The organism is Piscicoccus intestinalis NBRC 104926 (assembly GCF_001515525.1).
GTDB lineage: Bacteria > Actinomycetota > Actinomycetes > Actinomycetales > Dermatophilaceae > Kineosphaera > Kineosphaera intestinalis.
Genome location: NZ_BCNQ01000017.1, coordinates 45,241 through 60,237, shown reverse-complemented (window position 1 = coordinate 60,237; position 14,997 = coordinate 45,241). Strand labels below are relative to the sequence as shown.

Sequence of the window (14,997 nt, the reverse complement as noted above, 5' to 3'; positions counted from 1 at the left end):
TCAGAAGCGCCTGAGCGGCGCCGACAATTCTGAGCGCCAGCGGGGCTGTTCGATGTGATTGGGCCTATATCTCGTTTTGTTCTACCGCGTCTCTGCTGAGGTGCTCCCGTGGTGCGGTTCCTGGCGCATCAGATGGCACGGAGGTCTGTTGGCACCAGAGCAGCGCAGAACGGGGCGGCGTGCGTTGAATGGGTGTCATAGATGGAGTCAACGAGACGCGCAGAAGGGTGAGGGCAGTGATTGCAGTTCTGTACATCACTTAGGTCTGCGCGTATCCTGAGTACATGAATGAGCGCTCCACGGCACCTCGCAAGGCAGCCATCTACCTCCGCATTTCGCAGGATCGCGAGATGGACGGGCTCGCCATCGACCGCCAGCGCGAGGACTGCGAGAACCTCGCCCGGTTCCGGCGCTGGGAGGTCGTTGAGACCTACGTGGACCAGTCCAAGAGCGCCACCGACCGAACAGCGATCCGTCCGGACTACGACCGCATGGTTGCGGACTACCTGCTCGGACGGTTCGACGCGATCATCTGTTACGACCTCGACCGACTCACTCGGCAGCCCCGGCAGCTGGAAGACTGGATCGACGCCGCCGAGCTGCGAGGCCTTGCCCTTGTCACGGCTAACGGCGACGCGGACCTCGGGTGCACGCTGCCCGTGGGTGACCGACATCATTGCTGTTTCGATAGTTCGAAGGTGACGACGTCGACCGGGTCATCCATTCCGAGGCCGGGGTAGTGCGTGTCCAGGGCCTCGTGCATTTCGGCGACAGATGTGAATCCGTCGCGTTGTGCGTGGGTGTCGGTGAGGTCGCATCGGCGCATTGGGGTGACTGAGCAGATGGATGCGCCGATCGTGACAACCGTTCCGTCGTCCTTTTCGAAGACGATGTGAGCGGCTCCAGGACGGAACGGGTCGTCGACGCGGATCGTCTGGCGCTTGGAACCGTCTCGGATGCTCGACTCATAGCCCTGCCACATGTAGAGGAGCTGTGCTTGCTCGGTGGCCCGCCAGTCGTAGGCGTGCGGGAGAAGTTCCCCGATCGTCTGGGCCTCCAATCCGTTGCTGCCTCGGATGACACACCGAATCGTCGGATCGATGTCGAACAGGACCTGGCGGCATTTGCCGCACGGGGGTATGACCTGCTGGCCGGGGCCGTGGACGGCGACGACGGCGCTGACCGGATCCTGCGGGCATTCGGCGGCATGATTGGCAAGGGCCGTGATCTCACCGCATGGCCCGCCGAGGAAGTGATAGGCGTTGAGCCCGAGCACCGTCCGCCCGGAGCCGGTCAAGAGCGCAGCCGCAACCGTATGGTCGGCGTCGTCGGCGTGCTCCTCAGCATGTGTCGCCGCTGCTTGCACCAGATCGCGGAGTTGCCTGTCGAGCATGCATTCGACGCTAGCAACCGGTGACTAGCACTGCCGATCAGGCCCTTCACCGGTGTTGTAGTACGGTGCTCCGCTCGAAAAATGACGAGAAGCAGCCAGTCGACCCGTCTCCCCGCCGACGTCTACGAGTCGGCGGCCGCCGCAGCGCGCATCTCCTCACGGACGGTGCCGCAGCAGATCGCGCACTGGGCCCGTATCGGGCGGGAGTTGGAGATGTCGCCTCAGGTCAACCATCGCGAGGTTGCTCGAGTGCTGGCGGGCGCGGGCTCCTATGACTCGCTCGGGGAGCGTGAGCAGGCCATCGTTCGCGAAGGTTGGGTCAGCCGCATTAATGAGCTGCGGACTGACTTGGACTATGAATCCGAGTTTGCCGCGACGGGCGAGTCGTACTCCGAAGCGGATGAGAACGGCCATCTTGTCGTGCATCGGGCACGTGGCTGATGGCGGTACTGCACTTACTCGCCGGGCCCAATGGTGCGGGGAAGTCCAGTTATGTCCGCGACGTGCTGATGCCGGCCACGCAGCTGCCGTTCATCAATGTTGGCGAGTTCGCGGCGGAGCGGTGGCCCGATTCCCCGGTCGAGCATGCGTATGAGGCGGCGCGGATCGCGGCGGCGCAGCGACGGGAGCGGATCGGCAAGGCAGACTCATTCATCTCGGAGACGGTGTTTTCCCATTCGAGTAAGGTGCGGCTCGTTGCTGATTGCGTCGAGGCCGGGTATCTCGTGCATCTGCACGTCGTCATGGTCCCCGTCGACCTTGCTGTGCAGCGGGTCCGTGAGCGCGTGCGTCGAGGTGGTCACGCGGTGCCGGAGCAGAAGATCCGCGAGCGGTACGAGCGGCTGTGGGAGAAGCGGCAAGTGACGGGAGACTTCTGGACGCGAGGCGGGCTGGATCGAGCGACGCGAGAGCGGCTCGGGCTCGTGACGCTGACCGCGTTGGGGCTCGTGCCGCAGCTGCCGGCCCACGTCCGGGGCTGCCTCGCGGCGGACAACGAGGTGTCGACCGTGCTGGCCGTGGTCATGCAGGCTTTCCCCCATGTGGGCTATCCGAGCGCACTGAACGCGATCCGGGTCGTGCTGGCGGAGGCCGATCAGCCCGCCTGAACACCGGCGAGGTAGTGGGCCAGATGCCGCTCGTAGGCGCCGGATTCGGGCTCCGTGGCATCCATGATCGCCACCAGCGCCACCTGCAGATGCACGATGTCGTCGAGGGTGCAGTCGGCCCTCAGCGAGCCCTGCTCGTGCGCGGAGGCCACGAGCCTGCGCAGGTGCGGGTTCATGAGCGCCTTGCACTCCCGGACCGGGCCGTACGCCGACCCCTGCGGACACATGAGCGCCCGAAGCCCCTTGTTCGCTGCCTGCAGGCGCATCGTCCCGGTCAGGTACTCGACCAGCGCCTCCCACGCGTCCGGGGCCTGGGCGCAGCGCCGGGCGCGCAGCACCTCGTCGTCCAGCTGCGGGCTGAACAGCGCGGTGACGAGGGCGTCCTTGTCAGGGAAGTGTCGGTAGACCGTGCCGACGCCGACGCCGGCCTCGCGAGCAACCTCCTTGAGGGTGACGTCGAGTCCTTGCTCGGCGAAGAGCCGTCGCGCCGTGGCGAGGAGCAGATCGCGATTTCGTCGAGCGTCGCGTCGCGTAGGCGCCGGGCTGGTGGTCATGCCCCTAGGGTAGCCGATTCGGACCGAACGGTCCGTTTCGTGCTAGTGTCCTCCATAACCGGACCATAAGGTCCGTTTATGACAAGGAGTGGATCATGGTCATCGCCCTCACCGGCGCCACGGGCAACCTGGGCCGTCTCGTCGTGTCAGAGTTTCTCGACCGCGGCGTCCCCGCGAGCCAGGTCGTCGCGATCGTCCGCGATCCCGGTAAGGCGGCCGACCTCGCGAAGCTGGGGGTCGTCGTCCGGGAGGCTGACTACTCCGACCCGGCAGGGTGGGCCGACGCGCTGCGCGACGTCGAGCGCCTCCTGCTCATCTCCGTCTCCGGGCCTGGAGCCAGCGCCGCTCACCGCACGGTGATCGACGCCGCCGCGCAGGCGGGCGTCGGCTTCGTGGCGTACACCTCGATCGTCAATGCCGACCGCTCGAGCAACCCCCTGGCGCCGGAGCACCTGGCGACCGAGCGACTGATCGAGGCCTCCGGGCTCCGGCACGCCCTCCTGCGCAACGCCTGGTACCACGAGGTCTACACGCGGCTGGTCGGCGACATGGTCGACTCAGGCGAGCTGGTCGCCTCCACGGGAGACGGGCGCGTCTCCGGCGCGGCCCGGGCCGACTTCGCGGCGGCAGCGGCCGCCGTTCTCGTCGACGGGGAGGCGGGCGTGTACGAACTCGGTGGCGACGACTTCACGCTCGCGGACTTCGTCGCAGCCGTCGAGCGGGAGAGCGGACGCTCGGTGGCCCTGCGCAACCTGTCCGACACCGAGCACGCGGCTCACCTGCAGGAGGCGGGGATGGGCGGTGCGGCTCAGTTCGCGGTCGGCGTCGACGCCTCGATCCGCGCGGGCGAGATGCAGACCGACTCCGCGCTCCTGCGCAGGCTCCTCGGGCGACCGCTGCGGTCGCTCGAGGAGTCCGTCCGCCTGGCCCTCTGAGCCTCCGGGCCACGGCCCGCCGGTGGGTCGAGAAGGCTGAGAGCGGCGATGCCGCTGCGTAGGCTGATCGCGTGGCCAGGTTGATCGTGGTCGGGGGACTTCCGGGAACAGGCAAGACCACGCTCTGCCGGGCGCTGATCGGTGAGCTCGCAGCGGTCTATCTGCGAGTTGATGTCGTGGAGACGCCGCTGATCAACGCCGGCATCGACGTCGGTCCGCTGGGCTACGAGGTGGTTCGAGAGCTGGCCCGGGCGAACCTCACGCTGGGGGCGCAGGTCGTCGTCGACCTGGTGAATCCGCTCCCCGTCACCCGCCGCATGTGGACCGGTCTGGCTTCGGACCTCGACGTGCCGCTCGTGGTCTTCGAGTGCGTCCTTCGGGACCGGGAAGAACACCGCAGACGGGTCGAAGCGCGCGTCCCCGACCTCCCCGGACAGGTCGTCCCGACGTGGGGCGACGTGGTGGCTCGCGAGTACGCGACCTGGGACGACGCGCGCGACGGCCGTAGGGTGCGGATCGACATGAGCGACGCAGACCGTGGTCTGCGAGCCGCTCGAGAGGCATTGTGAGGGCCGACCCCGAGCGGTCGGCGGCAAGCCTCACCAGGTCGATCGCGATACGGGAGGTGCTGACGATGGCGACCGCAGCAGGAACCAAAGGCCTAGGTGCGGCGATGCATCCCGTCAGCCGCGCGCGGCGGCCTCGTCTGCCGATGCGACGCTGAAGCGTCCGCCCGCGTGAGCCGGGTTCTCGATCTCGTCCAACGCCGCGACCGCAAAGTCTTGTGTGGAAACGAAGGCGCCGGCGGGGCTGTCTCCGCCGTCGACGTACTGCCCGGTGCGCACGCCCGGCGCGATCTCGGGGGAGGGGGCGATCATCGTCCAGTTCAGGCCCGTCGAGGCCGCGTAGTCCTCGTGCACCTGGGCGAACGCCGTGGCCTCGGGCAGGTACTCGGCGGGGAACTCGGGCGAGTCCAGCAGTCGCTGGTCACCCACCCGCAGCGCACCGGCTCCGCCGACGACCAGCAGCCGACCGGTGGGCTTGGCGGCGATCAGGTTCTTGTGAGCGGCGACGACGGCGTCGTAGTCGTCGCGACCCGCCACCGAGACGACGGTGGCGTCGCTGTCGTTGATCACCCGCGCCACGGCGTCGGTGTCGGTGAACTGCAGCGCCTGCGTGGCAATCGACCCGGTGTCGCGACCGCTGCGGGTGTAGCCCTCCACCTGGTGTCCGCGGGCCGCCGCCTCCGCGGCGATCTGCGAACCGACCATTCCGGCGGCGCCGATGATTGCGATGTGCATGGGGTGCTCCTGTCGATGAATAGGCTTGCTGCGTCCAATAGTATGTACTGGTAACTGATTACCTCAACGTAACCGGGAGGGTGTGATGGCGCGGCCTGCGCAGAGCATGACTGGAGCACCGGAGCTTCCTGCGGACGTGCTGAATCAGGACTGCCCGTCACGCAGCGTGCTGCGTCACCTGACGGACCGATGGACGCCGATGATCGTGACGGTGTTGGCCGACGGCCGACGCGCCCGGTTCACGGAGCTGCGGCGCACCATCCAGGGGGTCTCGCCCAAGGTGCTGACGGAGACGCTGCGCTCCATGGAGCGCGATGGGCTGGTGGCTCGCCAGGTCACGGCGAGCATTCCGCCGCGCGTGGACTACTGGCTCACCGAGCTGGGCGCCTCGACCGTGGCGCCGCTGGCCGAGCTGCGCCGCTGGGCGGAGGCGAACGTCGGTGTCATCGAGCAGAACCGACAGCGCTACGACGAGTCGCTCGACGGCGAGTGAAGCGCGGGTCTGCCTACGATCGGCCGGTTCGACGGGTTCTCGTAGCGCCCCTGGTCACGCCCCCGCAGGTCAGTACAGTGGGCGACGATCGGAGGGATGACATGCGCATCATCATCGGGGCGCCGGGCAACGGAGCGGCGCTGAAAGACGCGGTGAAGTCGCACCTGGAGGCTGATTCCCGGGTCAGCGAGGTCATCGACATCTCGACCCCGGAGGTCACCTACCCGCAGGTGTCGTTCGAGGCCGCCCAGACCATCGTCGAAGGCCGCGCGGACCGCGGAATCCTCATCTGCGGCACGGGGATCGGTACGGCCATCGCTGCGAGCAAGGTGCCCGGGGCACGCGCGGCGACGGCGCACGACCTGGTGACGGTGCGGGGCTCGGTGGAGAACTACGACGCCCAGCTCCTGTGCATGGGGCAGAACGTCATCGCACCCGCCGCGGCCAACGCCCTCGTCGACGTCTGGCTCGATCTTCGCCACGATCCGGCCAGCAGCTACGGTCCGAAGCTCGACGAGATCGCCGCGTACGAGGCGGGCTGACGGCCGGATCGGGCGGCTCGATCGGCGACCGATTGGATCGCCTCGCGACCGCCACCCCCGACTCCCGCGACCGCGTCGTCGACGTCGCCCGGGCGCTGTGCATCGTCGTCGTCGCCGTGTGGCACTGGGCTCTGTCGGTCACCTTCCGCACCGGTGACGGCGGCCTCGGCATGGCCAACCCGGTTCATGTCGTGCCGGCCGGATGGCTCCTGACCTGGGTGTTTCAGGTGATGCCCGCCTTTTTCCTCGCTGGCGGCTACGTCAACCTCGTCGGCTGGCAACGGCGCCGCACCGGCGGCGCCTGGCGGTTCGTGCGTCGGCGCTGGGGCCGGCTGCTGCGACCCACCCTCGTGTGGGCCCTCGTGTGGCTCGCCGCGGAGGCCGTCGCGTTCGCGCTGCCCGGGGAGCACCGCTGGATCTGGCAGTGGTTTCCCGGCTACCTGGCGCCGCTGTGGTTTCTCGCGGTGTACGCCGCGCTCATCGCGCTGGTGCCGCTGACCGCGCCCCTGCACGAGCGATGCGGAGCCAGCGCGCTCATCGCCCTCGCCGCGCTCATCGCAGCCGGCAGCGTCGCCGCGCGAACTGGCGGCTGGCCGGTCGCCACCTGGGTGACCGCGGCGCTCGTCTGGATCTTCGCCCACCAACTCGGATACGCCTGGCGCTCATGGCGCCTCGGCGACCGACCGGTCGTGCAGCGACTGGCCGTCGCCGTGGCGGGCCTGGGTGCCCTGACCGCGCTGACGACGCTCGGCGGATACTCTCGCGCGATGGTCTCCACCGTGGCGACGCCGGAGTCGAACATCTTCCCGACGAACGCGACGATCGCCGCCCTGGCCACCTTCCAGCTCGGGTTACTCGTCGTGGCGGCTCCCGCCCTGCAGCGCCTGCTGCGCCGCGGCTGGGCCTGGAAGCCCGTCGTGCTCGTCAACGCCTACGCGATGACGATCTTCGTGTGGCACATGACGGCGTTGCTCCTCGTGATCTGGGCCTACGAGGCACTCGGCGGCGTGTTACCCGATGCGCCGACGGCCGCCTGGTGGGCCCAGCGCCCGCTGTGGCTCCTCGCGCCCGCCGTGATTCTCGTTGGCCTCGTCGCGGTCTTCGGCCGGTTCGAGTCGCGGCCGCGCCGGTCGGGCTCCCCCTGAGGGCCAGCCGGCCGGCGCCCCCGGGTGCCCGGAGCCATGCTGACCGAGCCGCGACCGGGCGTGCCGAAGATAGTGGGAGATTCACCCGCGCAGACGCGGCAGATTTACCACGCCGTCTGGAGGTCGAGCCGGCGGCCACGCCTGACCAGCCCGGGGAGCGGCTCAGTCGCGCGCCGGCGTGCCACGATGCTGCGGTGATGCGCTGATGAGCCCCGAGTTTGTCTACCGGTCGCGCCCGGAGACACCGAACGACCGGCAACGCGTCCGCGAGGTGACGATCGCGGCATTCGGCCGCAGTGGCGAAGCCGACCTCGTCGACGCCCTGCGCCACGACCCGGCGTGGATCGACGGACTCTCGCTCGTCGCGACCACCGGCGACGACACGGTCGTGGCCCACGCGCTGCTCACCCGCTGCCACATCGATGCGGTCGAGGCGCTGTGCCTGGCCCCCTGCTCGGTGTTGCCCGACTATCAACGCACCGGAGCCGGCACGGCCGCCATCTCGGCCGCCTTGGCTGCCGCCGCCGACGCCGACGAGTCGTTCGTCGTCGTTCTCGGACACCCGCGCTACTACCCGCGGTTCGGCTTCCACCGCGCCGCCGACCACGGCATCCACCTCGGCATCGATGTGCCGCCCGAGGCGCTGATGGTGCGCAGCCTGCGCCCGGGGGCGCTGCCGCCGGCCGGGCTCGTGCGTTACGCGGCGCCCTTCGGTATCTAACGAGCCGGGGCCCGGCCCCCTCGACAGCCCGCCCCCCTCAGGAACCTCTCAGAAGACCGCCTGCCGGGCCGAAGTCATTGGCATTGCCTCGCCGGTTGAATTGAGGAACCCATGGGGACAGCGCCGCTCGCAGTCGTGCTCGCCGTGGTCGCGGGAGTCGGTGTCGCCCCGGCGACCGGACCGACTCCTTCGCCCGAGCCACCACCCGCGCCGCCGAACGTCGTCGAGACACCCCGCGACCTGGACGCGACCCCCGTCCCGCGCGACCGCCTCACGGCCTCCGCGGCGGCATGCGCAGGGCTGCCGGTCGTGCCGGTCCGCGACGGCAAGCCCGTGATCGTGCAGCTGAAACCGGCCAAGGCGTTCGACGTCGCGAAACTCAACGCCACGTCGTGGAGCCGGCCGCCGGTCTCCGACCCGACCTGGCAGTTGATGTACTACTCGCTGCGTTGGATGGGCCCCCTGGTGCGCTCCGCGGTGGCGAACAAGCAGCCCGCCACGCTGAACATGCTCATCACCCAGGTGGCCCGCTTCTACGCGCTCAACCCCGACCGCGGCCTCTCCCGGCTGGGCTGGGACGAGGGCTCGTCGCTGCGCCGCCTCGAGGCGCTGAACTGCCTGTACCGGATGACCAAGGACAAGCGGCTCATCCCCGGGATGACCACGGAGGTCAACCTGCAGTTCGGGCCGCGCTACTACGGGCCGCCCAAGTACATGGCGCACAACCACGGCCTCATGGCGAACGAGCGGATCATCGTCGCCGGTCAACTCCTGCGCAAGCCGGCCTGGATCGCCAAGGCCAGCGCCCGCATGCGTACCGAGTCCGCCATGGCCTTCACCCCGACCGGCACGAGCTATGAGCAGTCGGCGATGTACCACGACGTCGTGCTCCAGATGTGGTCGGCCGCGGCAGCCACCCTCGCCGGCATCAACCCGAAGGACCCGGCGGTGCCGCGCATCCGCGCCGTCCTGCGACGCGCGACCAACGTGAGCCGGTGGCTCACCGAGCCCGACGGCAGGTTCGTGCAGTACGGCGACACCAGCCTGGTGCGGGGCCGGCCCGCGCCCACCCGTGCGGGAGCCGGTGTGCTGCGCGACGACCGGGCCGGGATCCTCGTCGGCCGGTGGTCGTGGAAGGATCCGAAGACCACCTACTACTCCGTGCGGTACGGCCCCGCGCGGCTGGCCCACGGCCACCACGACAAGTCGGCGATCACGTGGACGACCGCAGGCTCGCGGGTGCTCGTCGGGTCGGGCTACTTCGGGTCCGACGGCGGGAGCCCGTACGTCGCCTATCACCGGCGGGCGGGAGCCGCCAACGTCGCGGTGCCCGTCGGAGCGACGGCAAGAGCCACCCCGGCCACGCTGACCCGCGCCATCGTTCGCGGTACCCGGCACCGCTGGTCGGTGGCCGACACCGTCTTCGGGCGCAACCACGGCCGCGCCATCGACGTCGACCACTCCTCGCGCACCCTGACCGTCTCCGACGCGTTCGCGGGCCGGGTCACCGCCGACCAGTTCTGGCACCTCGACCCCAGCTGGACGCTGATCTCCGCCCGGCCGACCGCGCGCTCGCGCACCCAGGTCATGCGGTTCCGCAACACTGTCACGGGGCGCACCCTGACCGTCCGCACGACCGGGGTCGTCGTGTCCGCTCTGCGCGGGTCGAACCGGCCGGTCGCCGGCTGGAACTTTCCGCACACCTACCAGAAGGTGGCCAACTGGGAGCTGCGCGTGCGCTGGACCGGGGGCACGGTGCGCACGACCTTCCGGGTCAGCTGAGGTCAGCTGAGGTCAGCTGAGGCCGGCCGAGTCCGTGGCGGCGGCGCCTGGGAGGATGGGCGCACCCCCGTTCCTCGCGAAAGGCGTCATGAGCCCGCTGACCCATCCCCGACGTCTCTACGGCACCCTGGCCACCGCCGAGATGGTGACGTGGACCCTCCTGCTGGCCGGCATGGCCGGAAAGTACCTGCTGCGGCTCGGGGGGCTCGGCGAACTCGGCGTGCGCGTGGGTGGCAGCGTGCACGGCTTCGTGTTCCTCGCGTATTGCCTGGTCACGGTGCTCGTCGCCGTCGACCAGCGCTGGCGCGCAGGGCATCTGCTCGTCGGGTTGGCCGCGGCGGTCGTACCGTACGCCACCGTGCCGTTCGAGCGCTGGGCCGACCGGCGCGGGCTGCTGGAGGAGAGTTGGCGGCTGCGACGCGAGCCGGCCGACGGGTTCGTTCAGAAGCTCGTGGCGGCGTCGCTGCGCCGGCCGTTGCCGGCGGCCGCGGCGGCACTCGTGCTCGTCGCTCTCGTCTTCGCGGGTCTGCTCGCCGCCGGACCGCCCACCCAGTGGTTCTCCTGAGCGGGCGGCCCCCGGCTCCGACGCTCAGCGCTGGACAGGGTCCGGCTCGCGGCCGGCGGTGAGGGCGAAGAAGGCTTCCATCGGCGGCGTCCAGTCGCGCTCGATGCGCGGCAGCGACGCGTGCACCTCGGCGGTGATGGCCGCGACCCGCTCGGCGTCGGCCACCGCCGCCGGCAGTGGGTGGTCGACCACCCACGTGTCGAACACGTCGGCCGTCACCTCGGGGTGACACTGCAGGCCCCAGGCTCGCGGGCCGAAGCGCACGAGCTGCGGATGCCCGGCGCTGTCCCGGCTCAGGGTGACCGCCCCGGCCGGCAGCTCGCTGACGATGTCGCGGTTCCACTCCACGCTGACGGCATCGGCGGGCAGGAGGGAGAACAGCGGGTCGTCCGCCAGCGCGGCGGTCGGGTTGACGGGGGCGACCCCGCTGCCGGGCCCCTGCGGCCGCAGCGAGACGGTGCCGCCGAGGGCGATCGCCGCGAGCTGGTGACCCAGGCAGAAGCCGAGAAACGGCACCTCCCGGACCACGGTCTCCGCGATGAGCCGGCGGGTGGCCGGCAGCCAGGGAAAGTGGGCGTCGTCGTAGGCGGCCATACCGCCTCCGAGCACGACGAGACCGGCGAAACCGGCGATCGAGTCGGGAAGTGGATCGCCCGCGTACGGGCGGCGGATATCGAGGTCGACGGCGTGCGCCTGGGCCCAGGTGGGGACACGGGCAGGCGGGCAGTCGTCCTCATGTTGAATGGTGAGGACCGGGAGGGACACGCGCCAGAAGTTAATGCACTCTCCGCACACCCACGCCCGGAAAATACCGTTATGTCCGAAGTGTGGCGCCGCCAGTCGTTAACTTGATTCGGACAGCACGTGAATGTACTGGTGCGCACCCCCGGGGTTCCCCGGGAATCCGCTGGTCAGGGCCGTCGTCTGCGGAGGGTTCGAGGGTCAGGCCCGGCGGCGTGACAAGAACCTCTCGATGCGCCCGATCGCGTCTTCGATGACCTCCACGTACGGCAGGGTGACGATCCGGAAGTGGTCGGTCGTTGGCCAGTTCAACCCGGTGCCCTGCACGACGAGCACCTTCTCCTCGCGCAGCAGGTCGAGGGCGAACTGCTCGTCGTCGTCGATCGGGTAGACCTTCGGGTCGATGCGCGGGAAGACGTAGAGCGCACCCTTGGGGGTGGTCGTCGAGACGCCGGGGATCTGGTTGAGCAACTCGACGGCCGCGTCACGCTGGGCCAGCAGTCGGCCTCCGGGCAGGATGAGTTCGCGGATCGACTGCCGGCCGCCGAGTGCGGTCGCGATGACGTGTTGTGCCGGATGGTTGGCACAAAGGCGCATGTTCGCCAGCATGGCGATCCCGTCGAGGTACGACCGGGCGTGCTCCTTCGGCCCGGAGACCACCAGCCACCCAGCCCGGAATCCCGCGATCCGATATGCCTTGGACAGCCCGTTGTACGTCAGGCACAGCAGGTCGGGCGCGACCGCGGCCAGATGCACGTGCACGGCGTCGTCATAGAGGATCTTGTCGTAGATCTCGTCGGCCAGCAGCAGCAGGTCGTGCTCGCGCGCGATCTGGGCGACGCCCTCGAGCACCTCCCGCGAGTAGACGGCGCCGGTCGGGTTGTTCGGGTTGATGACGACGATCGCGCGGGTCCGGTCGGTCACCTTGGCGCGGATGTCGTCCAGATCCGGCTCCCAGTCGGCCTGTTCGTCGCACATGTAGTGCACCGGCCGGCCGCCGGCCAGGGAGACGGAGGCGGTCCACAGCGGGTAGTCGGGCGCCGGGATGAGTACCTCGTCGCCGTTGTCGAGCAGCGCCTGCATGGAGATCGTGATGAGTTCACTCACGCCGTTGCCGAGCCAGATGTCCTCGACGTCCAGACCTTGCAGCCCCCGCTGCTCGTAGTGCTGCACGACCGCGCGTCGCGCCGAGGTGATGCCCTTGGAGTCGGAATAGCCCTGCGCCGAGGCCAGCTGCGCCTTGAAGTCGACGAGGATCTCGTCGGGCGCCTCGAACCCGAACGGGGCGGGGTTGCCGATGTTGAGCTTGAGGATCCGGTGGCCCTCGTCCTCCATCGTCTTGGCCTGCGCCGGTACCGGTCCGCGGATCGCATAGTGGACTTCGGCGAGCTTGTTGGACTGGGTGATCTGGCGCATGGAGACCATCGTCCCACCCCAATGCACACGATTTTTCGCGGCTCGCGTCCGCGTCCTGCACGCAGGCTGAGAAATCTTCTTGTGTTGTCCGGGCCAGCGTCGATAGGGAGACGCGGCGGGCGGCGGAGGAGGGGCCGCCGCCCGCCGCTTCCACCTGGGAGCCTCCCCGGAGCCTCCTGGAGGCCCCCGGTGCCCCGTGTGGCCCTCCTATGACCTGCCTCGTGACCTCCCCGAGGCGATGTGAGGATGTCACCCCGATCGGTGACGCCAGGCACGAATCGGAGCCCGTGACGCGGGCGATTCTGGATTCATGAGTCAATCCCTCGACACAACCGCGGCGCCATCACCTCGACCCGGTCGACGGCGCCCCATCGAACCCGACGGGTCCACGACGGCCGCCGAGGCCCTGGTGTCGTGCGACGGCCTGCGACGGCGTTACGGACGCGGCGCCCGCTCCTTCGAGGCCGTTCGCGGCGTCGATCTGCGCGCGGGCGAGGGTGAACTGTTCGCCCTTCTGGGGACCAACGGTGCCGGCAAGACCTCGACCCTGGAAGTGCTGGAGGGCCTCGCGCCGCCGTCGGCCGGGCGGGTGCGCGTGCTCGGGAAAGACCCGTTCGCGCAGCGCCGCCTGGTTCGGCCGTCGATCGGCATCATGCTGCAGGAGGCCGGCTTCGCCTCCGGCACGACCGTGCGCGACGCCGCTGCCCTGTGGGCCGGCACGATGGCCGCCCCGCGCCCGATCGGGGAGGCGTTGGCGCTCGTCGATCTCGGCCACCGCGAACGCGTCGAGGTTCAGAACCTCTCCGGCGGTGAGCGCCGCCGCCTCGACCTGGCGCTGGCCATCCTCGGCCGGCCCCGGGTGCTCTTCCTCGACGAACCGACCACCGGCCTCGACCCCGAAAGCCGGTCCGCGGCCTGGCGGCTGCTGCGCACCCTGCTCGACGACGGCACCTGCATCGTGCTGACCACCCACTACCTCGAGGAGGCGGAGCGGCTCGCCGACCGGTTGGCGATCATGCACGCCGGCCTCATCGCCCGCGCCGGCACGCTGCCCCAGATTGTCGCCGGTGAGCCCGCGACCATCGAGTTCGCGCTGCCGGCCGACAGCCCCGCCAACCGGCTCGGGCCGCTGCCGCCGCTCGGCACGGCCCACCTCGCGCGCGCCGGCGACAGCGTGCGCATCGAGACGCACACCCTGCAGGAGACCCTGGGTCGGGTGCTCGCCTGGGCCGGCGGTGTCGAACTGCCCCGGCTGCAGGCCCGGGCCGCCGGACTCGAGCAGGTCTTCCTGCGCATCGCCGGCGCCCCGGCTCACAACCCGACACCCGAACCGACCAGCGCGAAGGACCTGTCATGACCGCCTCCACCCCTGTCGAACCCCGCGGCGTGACCGCGACGAGCGAGCCGCCCGCAGCGACACGAGCGACACCAGAGACGCGACCCGCGCCGCGCCGACGGCAGGTGCTCGCGCTCGCGCGGGCCGAGTGGGCTCAGTTGCTGGCCAACAAGGTGGCGCTGCTGAACTGCTTCGCGCTGCCGCTGCTCATGGTGTTCTTCTTCGCCGGGATCGGCGACTCGATCGGCATGTCGTTCGGTGCCCTCGTGCCGATGCTCGTGCTCGGCACCGCGCTGCTCTTCGTCGTGTACTACACGCTTGTCACAAGTTTCGTCGCGCGACGCGAGTCGCTGCTGCTCAAGCGGCTGCGTTCGGGGCAGTGCGACGACTGGGTCATCGTCTCCGGCCTCGCGGGGCCGTTCGTCGTGGTGACGCTGGTGCAGGTCGCGCTGGCGGTGCTCGCGTCGGTCACCGTGCTCGACGTGCCGATCCGCGCGCACCTGCTCCTCGTCGTGCCCGCGGCGGTCCTGTCGGTGCTGGCCTGGGTGGCGCTGGCAGTGGCGAGCACGGGGCTGACCAAGAACGTGGAGCACGCGCAGATCACGACGATGCCGGCGATCCTCGTGCCGCTGCTGCTGTCGGGCCTGTCGATCCCGCTGGCGATCATGCCGGAGCCCCTGCAGGTCGTCGCTCACCTGGCCCCCATGACGCCGGGTGTGGAGCTGATGCACCTGGCGCTCACCGGTCAGACGATGCTTGGCGACACACCCAGCGGAGCCGGCCTGCTCACCGAGGTCGCGCGGTGCACCGCGGTGCTGCTCGCCTGGACGGGGCTGGGGTGGTGGCTCGCCCGCCGCACGCTGCGCTGGGAACCGCGTTCGTGAGCGACGATGGAACAGACCAGGCTCGAACCGATGGAGCAAGGCGATGACACAAGATCCGTGGCGCGTGCGCGAGAGCGGGAGGT

18 protein-coding genes are annotated in these 14,997 nt (G+C 69.8%); 13 read left to right on the top strand and 5 right to left on the bottom strand.

Annotation, left to right across the window (positions count from 1 at the left end; genetic code table 11):
• Positions 1-284 precede the first annotated feature (284 nt).
• Complete coding sequence (locus PINTE_RS05275; protein WP_245642817.1) at positions 285-740, top strand: recombinase family protein; 456 nt, start codon at positions 285-287, stop codon at positions 738-740.
• Here the strand turns inward: PINTE_RS05275 and PINTE_RS21725 are convergent.
• Positions 674-1,393, bottom strand: coding sequence for an ASCH domain-containing protein (locus tag PINTE_RS21725; RefSeq protein ID WP_084343264.1), 720 nt, complete (start codon positions 1,391-1,393; stop codon positions 674-676). The genes PINTE_RS05275 and PINTE_RS21725 overlap by 67 nt on opposite strands.
• Before the next feature lie 81 nt (positions 1,394-1,474).
• Between PINTE_RS21725 and PINTE_RS21720 the strand changes: the two genes are divergently transcribed.
• Positions 1,475-1,834: a TA system antitoxin ParD family protein gene (locus tag PINTE_RS21720; protein ID WP_084343263.1), complete on the top strand. Its 360-nt coding sequence runs from the start codon at positions 1,475-1,477 to the stop codon at positions 1,832-1,834.
• The gene (locus tag PINTE_RS21715; RefSeq protein WP_084343262.1) at positions 1,834-2,499 is read left to right on the top strand and encodes a carboxymuconolactone decarboxylase family protein; all 666 of its coding nucleotides are present in this window, start codon (positions 1,834-1,836) and stop codon (positions 2,497-2,499) included. The genes PINTE_RS21720 and PINTE_RS21715 overlap by 1 nt, the downstream gene beginning before the upstream one ends.
• Here the strand turns inward: PINTE_RS21715 and PINTE_RS05255 are convergent.
• Positions 2,487-3,053 carry a TetR/AcrR family transcriptional regulator gene (locus PINTE_RS05255; protein WP_068427174.1) on the bottom strand — a complete coding sequence of 189 codons (567 nt, stop codon included), beginning with the start codon at positions 3,051-3,053 and terminating at the stop codon, positions 2,487-2,489. The two genes, PINTE_RS21715 and PINTE_RS05255, sit on opposite strands and share 13 nt — an antisense overlap.
• Before the next feature lie 95 nt (positions 3,054-3,148).
• On the opposite strand from PINTE_RS05255, the gene PINTE_RS05250 reads away from it, so the two are divergent.
• Both PINTE_RS05250 and PINTE_RS05245 read left to right on the top strand, forming a co-directional pair.
• Positions 3,149-3,988, top strand: a complete 840-nt coding sequence (locus tag PINTE_RS05250) for an NAD(P)H-binding protein (RefSeq protein WP_068427172.1) — start codon at positions 3,149-3,151, stop codon at positions 3,986-3,988.
• A gap of 71 nt (positions 3,989-4,059) precedes the next feature.
• On the top strand, positions 4,060-4,557 hold the full coding sequence (locus PINTE_RS05245; protein WP_157087089.1) for a P-loop nucleotide/nucleoside kinase family protein: 498 nt from the start codon (positions 4,060-4,062) through the stop codon (positions 4,555-4,557).
• A 114-nt stretch (positions 4,558-4,671) separates the two neighbouring features.
• Here the strand turns inward: PINTE_RS05245 and PINTE_RS05240 are convergent, their stop codons facing one another.
• Positions 4,672-5,289, bottom strand: coding sequence for an NAD(P)-dependent oxidoreductase (locus tag PINTE_RS05240; protein ID WP_068427167.1), 618 nt, complete (start codon positions 5,287-5,289; stop codon positions 4,672-4,674).
• An 85-nt stretch (positions 5,290-5,374) separates the two neighbouring features.
• Here PINTE_RS05240 and PINTE_RS05235 point away from each other — a divergent pair, with 85 nt between their 5' ends.
• The 6 genes from PINTE_RS05235 (at position 5,375) to PINTE_RS05210 (ending at position 10,537) form a co-directional block, all read left to right on the top strand.
• Positions 5,375-5,782 carry a winged helix-turn-helix transcriptional regulator gene (locus PINTE_RS05235; RefSeq protein WP_084343261.1) on the top strand — a complete coding sequence of 136 codons (408 nt, stop codon included), beginning with the start codon at positions 5,375-5,377 and terminating at the stop codon, positions 5,780-5,782.
• 101 nt (positions 5,783-5,883) lie between these two features.
• Complete coding sequence (locus tag PINTE_RS05230; protein ID WP_068427165.1) at positions 5,884-6,324, top strand: RpiB/LacA/LacB family sugar-phosphate isomerase; 441 nt, start codon at positions 5,884-5,886, stop codon at positions 6,322-6,324.
• A 32-nt stretch (positions 6,325-6,356) separates the two neighbouring features.
• Positions 6,357-7,469, top strand: a complete 1,113-nt coding sequence (locus PINTE_RS05225) for an acyltransferase family protein (protein ID WP_068427163.1) — start codon at positions 6,357-6,359, stop codon at positions 7,467-7,469.
• 205 nt (positions 7,470-7,674) lie between these two features.
• Complete coding sequence (locus PINTE_RS05220) at positions 7,675-8,190, top strand: GNAT family N-acetyltransferase (RefSeq protein ID WP_068427159.1); 516 nt, start codon at positions 7,675-7,677, stop codon at positions 8,188-8,190.
• Positions 8,191-8,301: 111 nt separating this feature from the next.
• Complete coding sequence (locus tag PINTE_RS05215) at positions 8,302-9,972, top strand: heparinase II/III family protein (protein ID WP_068427158.1); 1,671 nt, start codon at positions 8,302-8,304, stop codon at positions 9,970-9,972.
• Between the two features lie 55 nt (positions 9,973-10,027).
• Positions 10,028-10,537 (top strand): DUF3817 domain-containing protein, encoded by a 510-nt coding sequence (locus tag PINTE_RS05210; protein ID WP_245642816.1) that lies wholly within the window; start codon positions 10,028-10,030, stop codon positions 10,535-10,537.
• 24 nt (positions 10,538-10,561) lie between these two features.
• On the opposite strand, the gene PINTE_RS05205 is transcribed toward PINTE_RS05210, so the two are convergent.
• Together PINTE_RS05205 and PINTE_RS05200 are read right to left on the bottom strand one after the other, a co-directional pair.
• Complete coding sequence (locus PINTE_RS05205; protein ID WP_068427155.1) at positions 10,562-11,302, bottom strand: type 1 glutamine amidotransferase; 741 nt, start codon at positions 11,300-11,302, stop codon at positions 10,562-10,564.
• Positions 11,303-11,479: 177 nt separating this feature from the next.
• Complete coding sequence (locus tag PINTE_RS05200) at positions 11,480-12,694, bottom strand: pyridoxal phosphate-dependent aminotransferase (protein ID WP_068427153.1); 1,215 nt, start codon at positions 12,692-12,694, stop codon at positions 11,480-11,482.
• A 310-nt stretch (positions 12,695-13,004) separates the two neighbouring features.
• On the opposite strand from PINTE_RS05200, the gene PINTE_RS05195 reads away from it, so the two are divergent.
• Positions 13,005-14,051: an ABC transporter ATP-binding protein gene (locus PINTE_RS05195; protein WP_084343260.1), complete on the top strand. Its 1,047-nt coding sequence runs from the start codon at positions 13,005-13,007 to the stop codon at positions 14,049-14,051.
• Positions 14,048-14,914 (top strand): ABC transporter permease, encoded by an 867-nt coding sequence (locus tag PINTE_RS05190; protein WP_084343259.1) that lies wholly within the window; start codon positions 14,048-14,050, stop codon positions 14,912-14,914. Before PINTE_RS05195 ends, PINTE_RS05190 begins: the two co-directional genes overlap by 4 nt.
• The last annotated feature ends 83 nt before the right edge of the window (positions 14,915-14,997 follow it).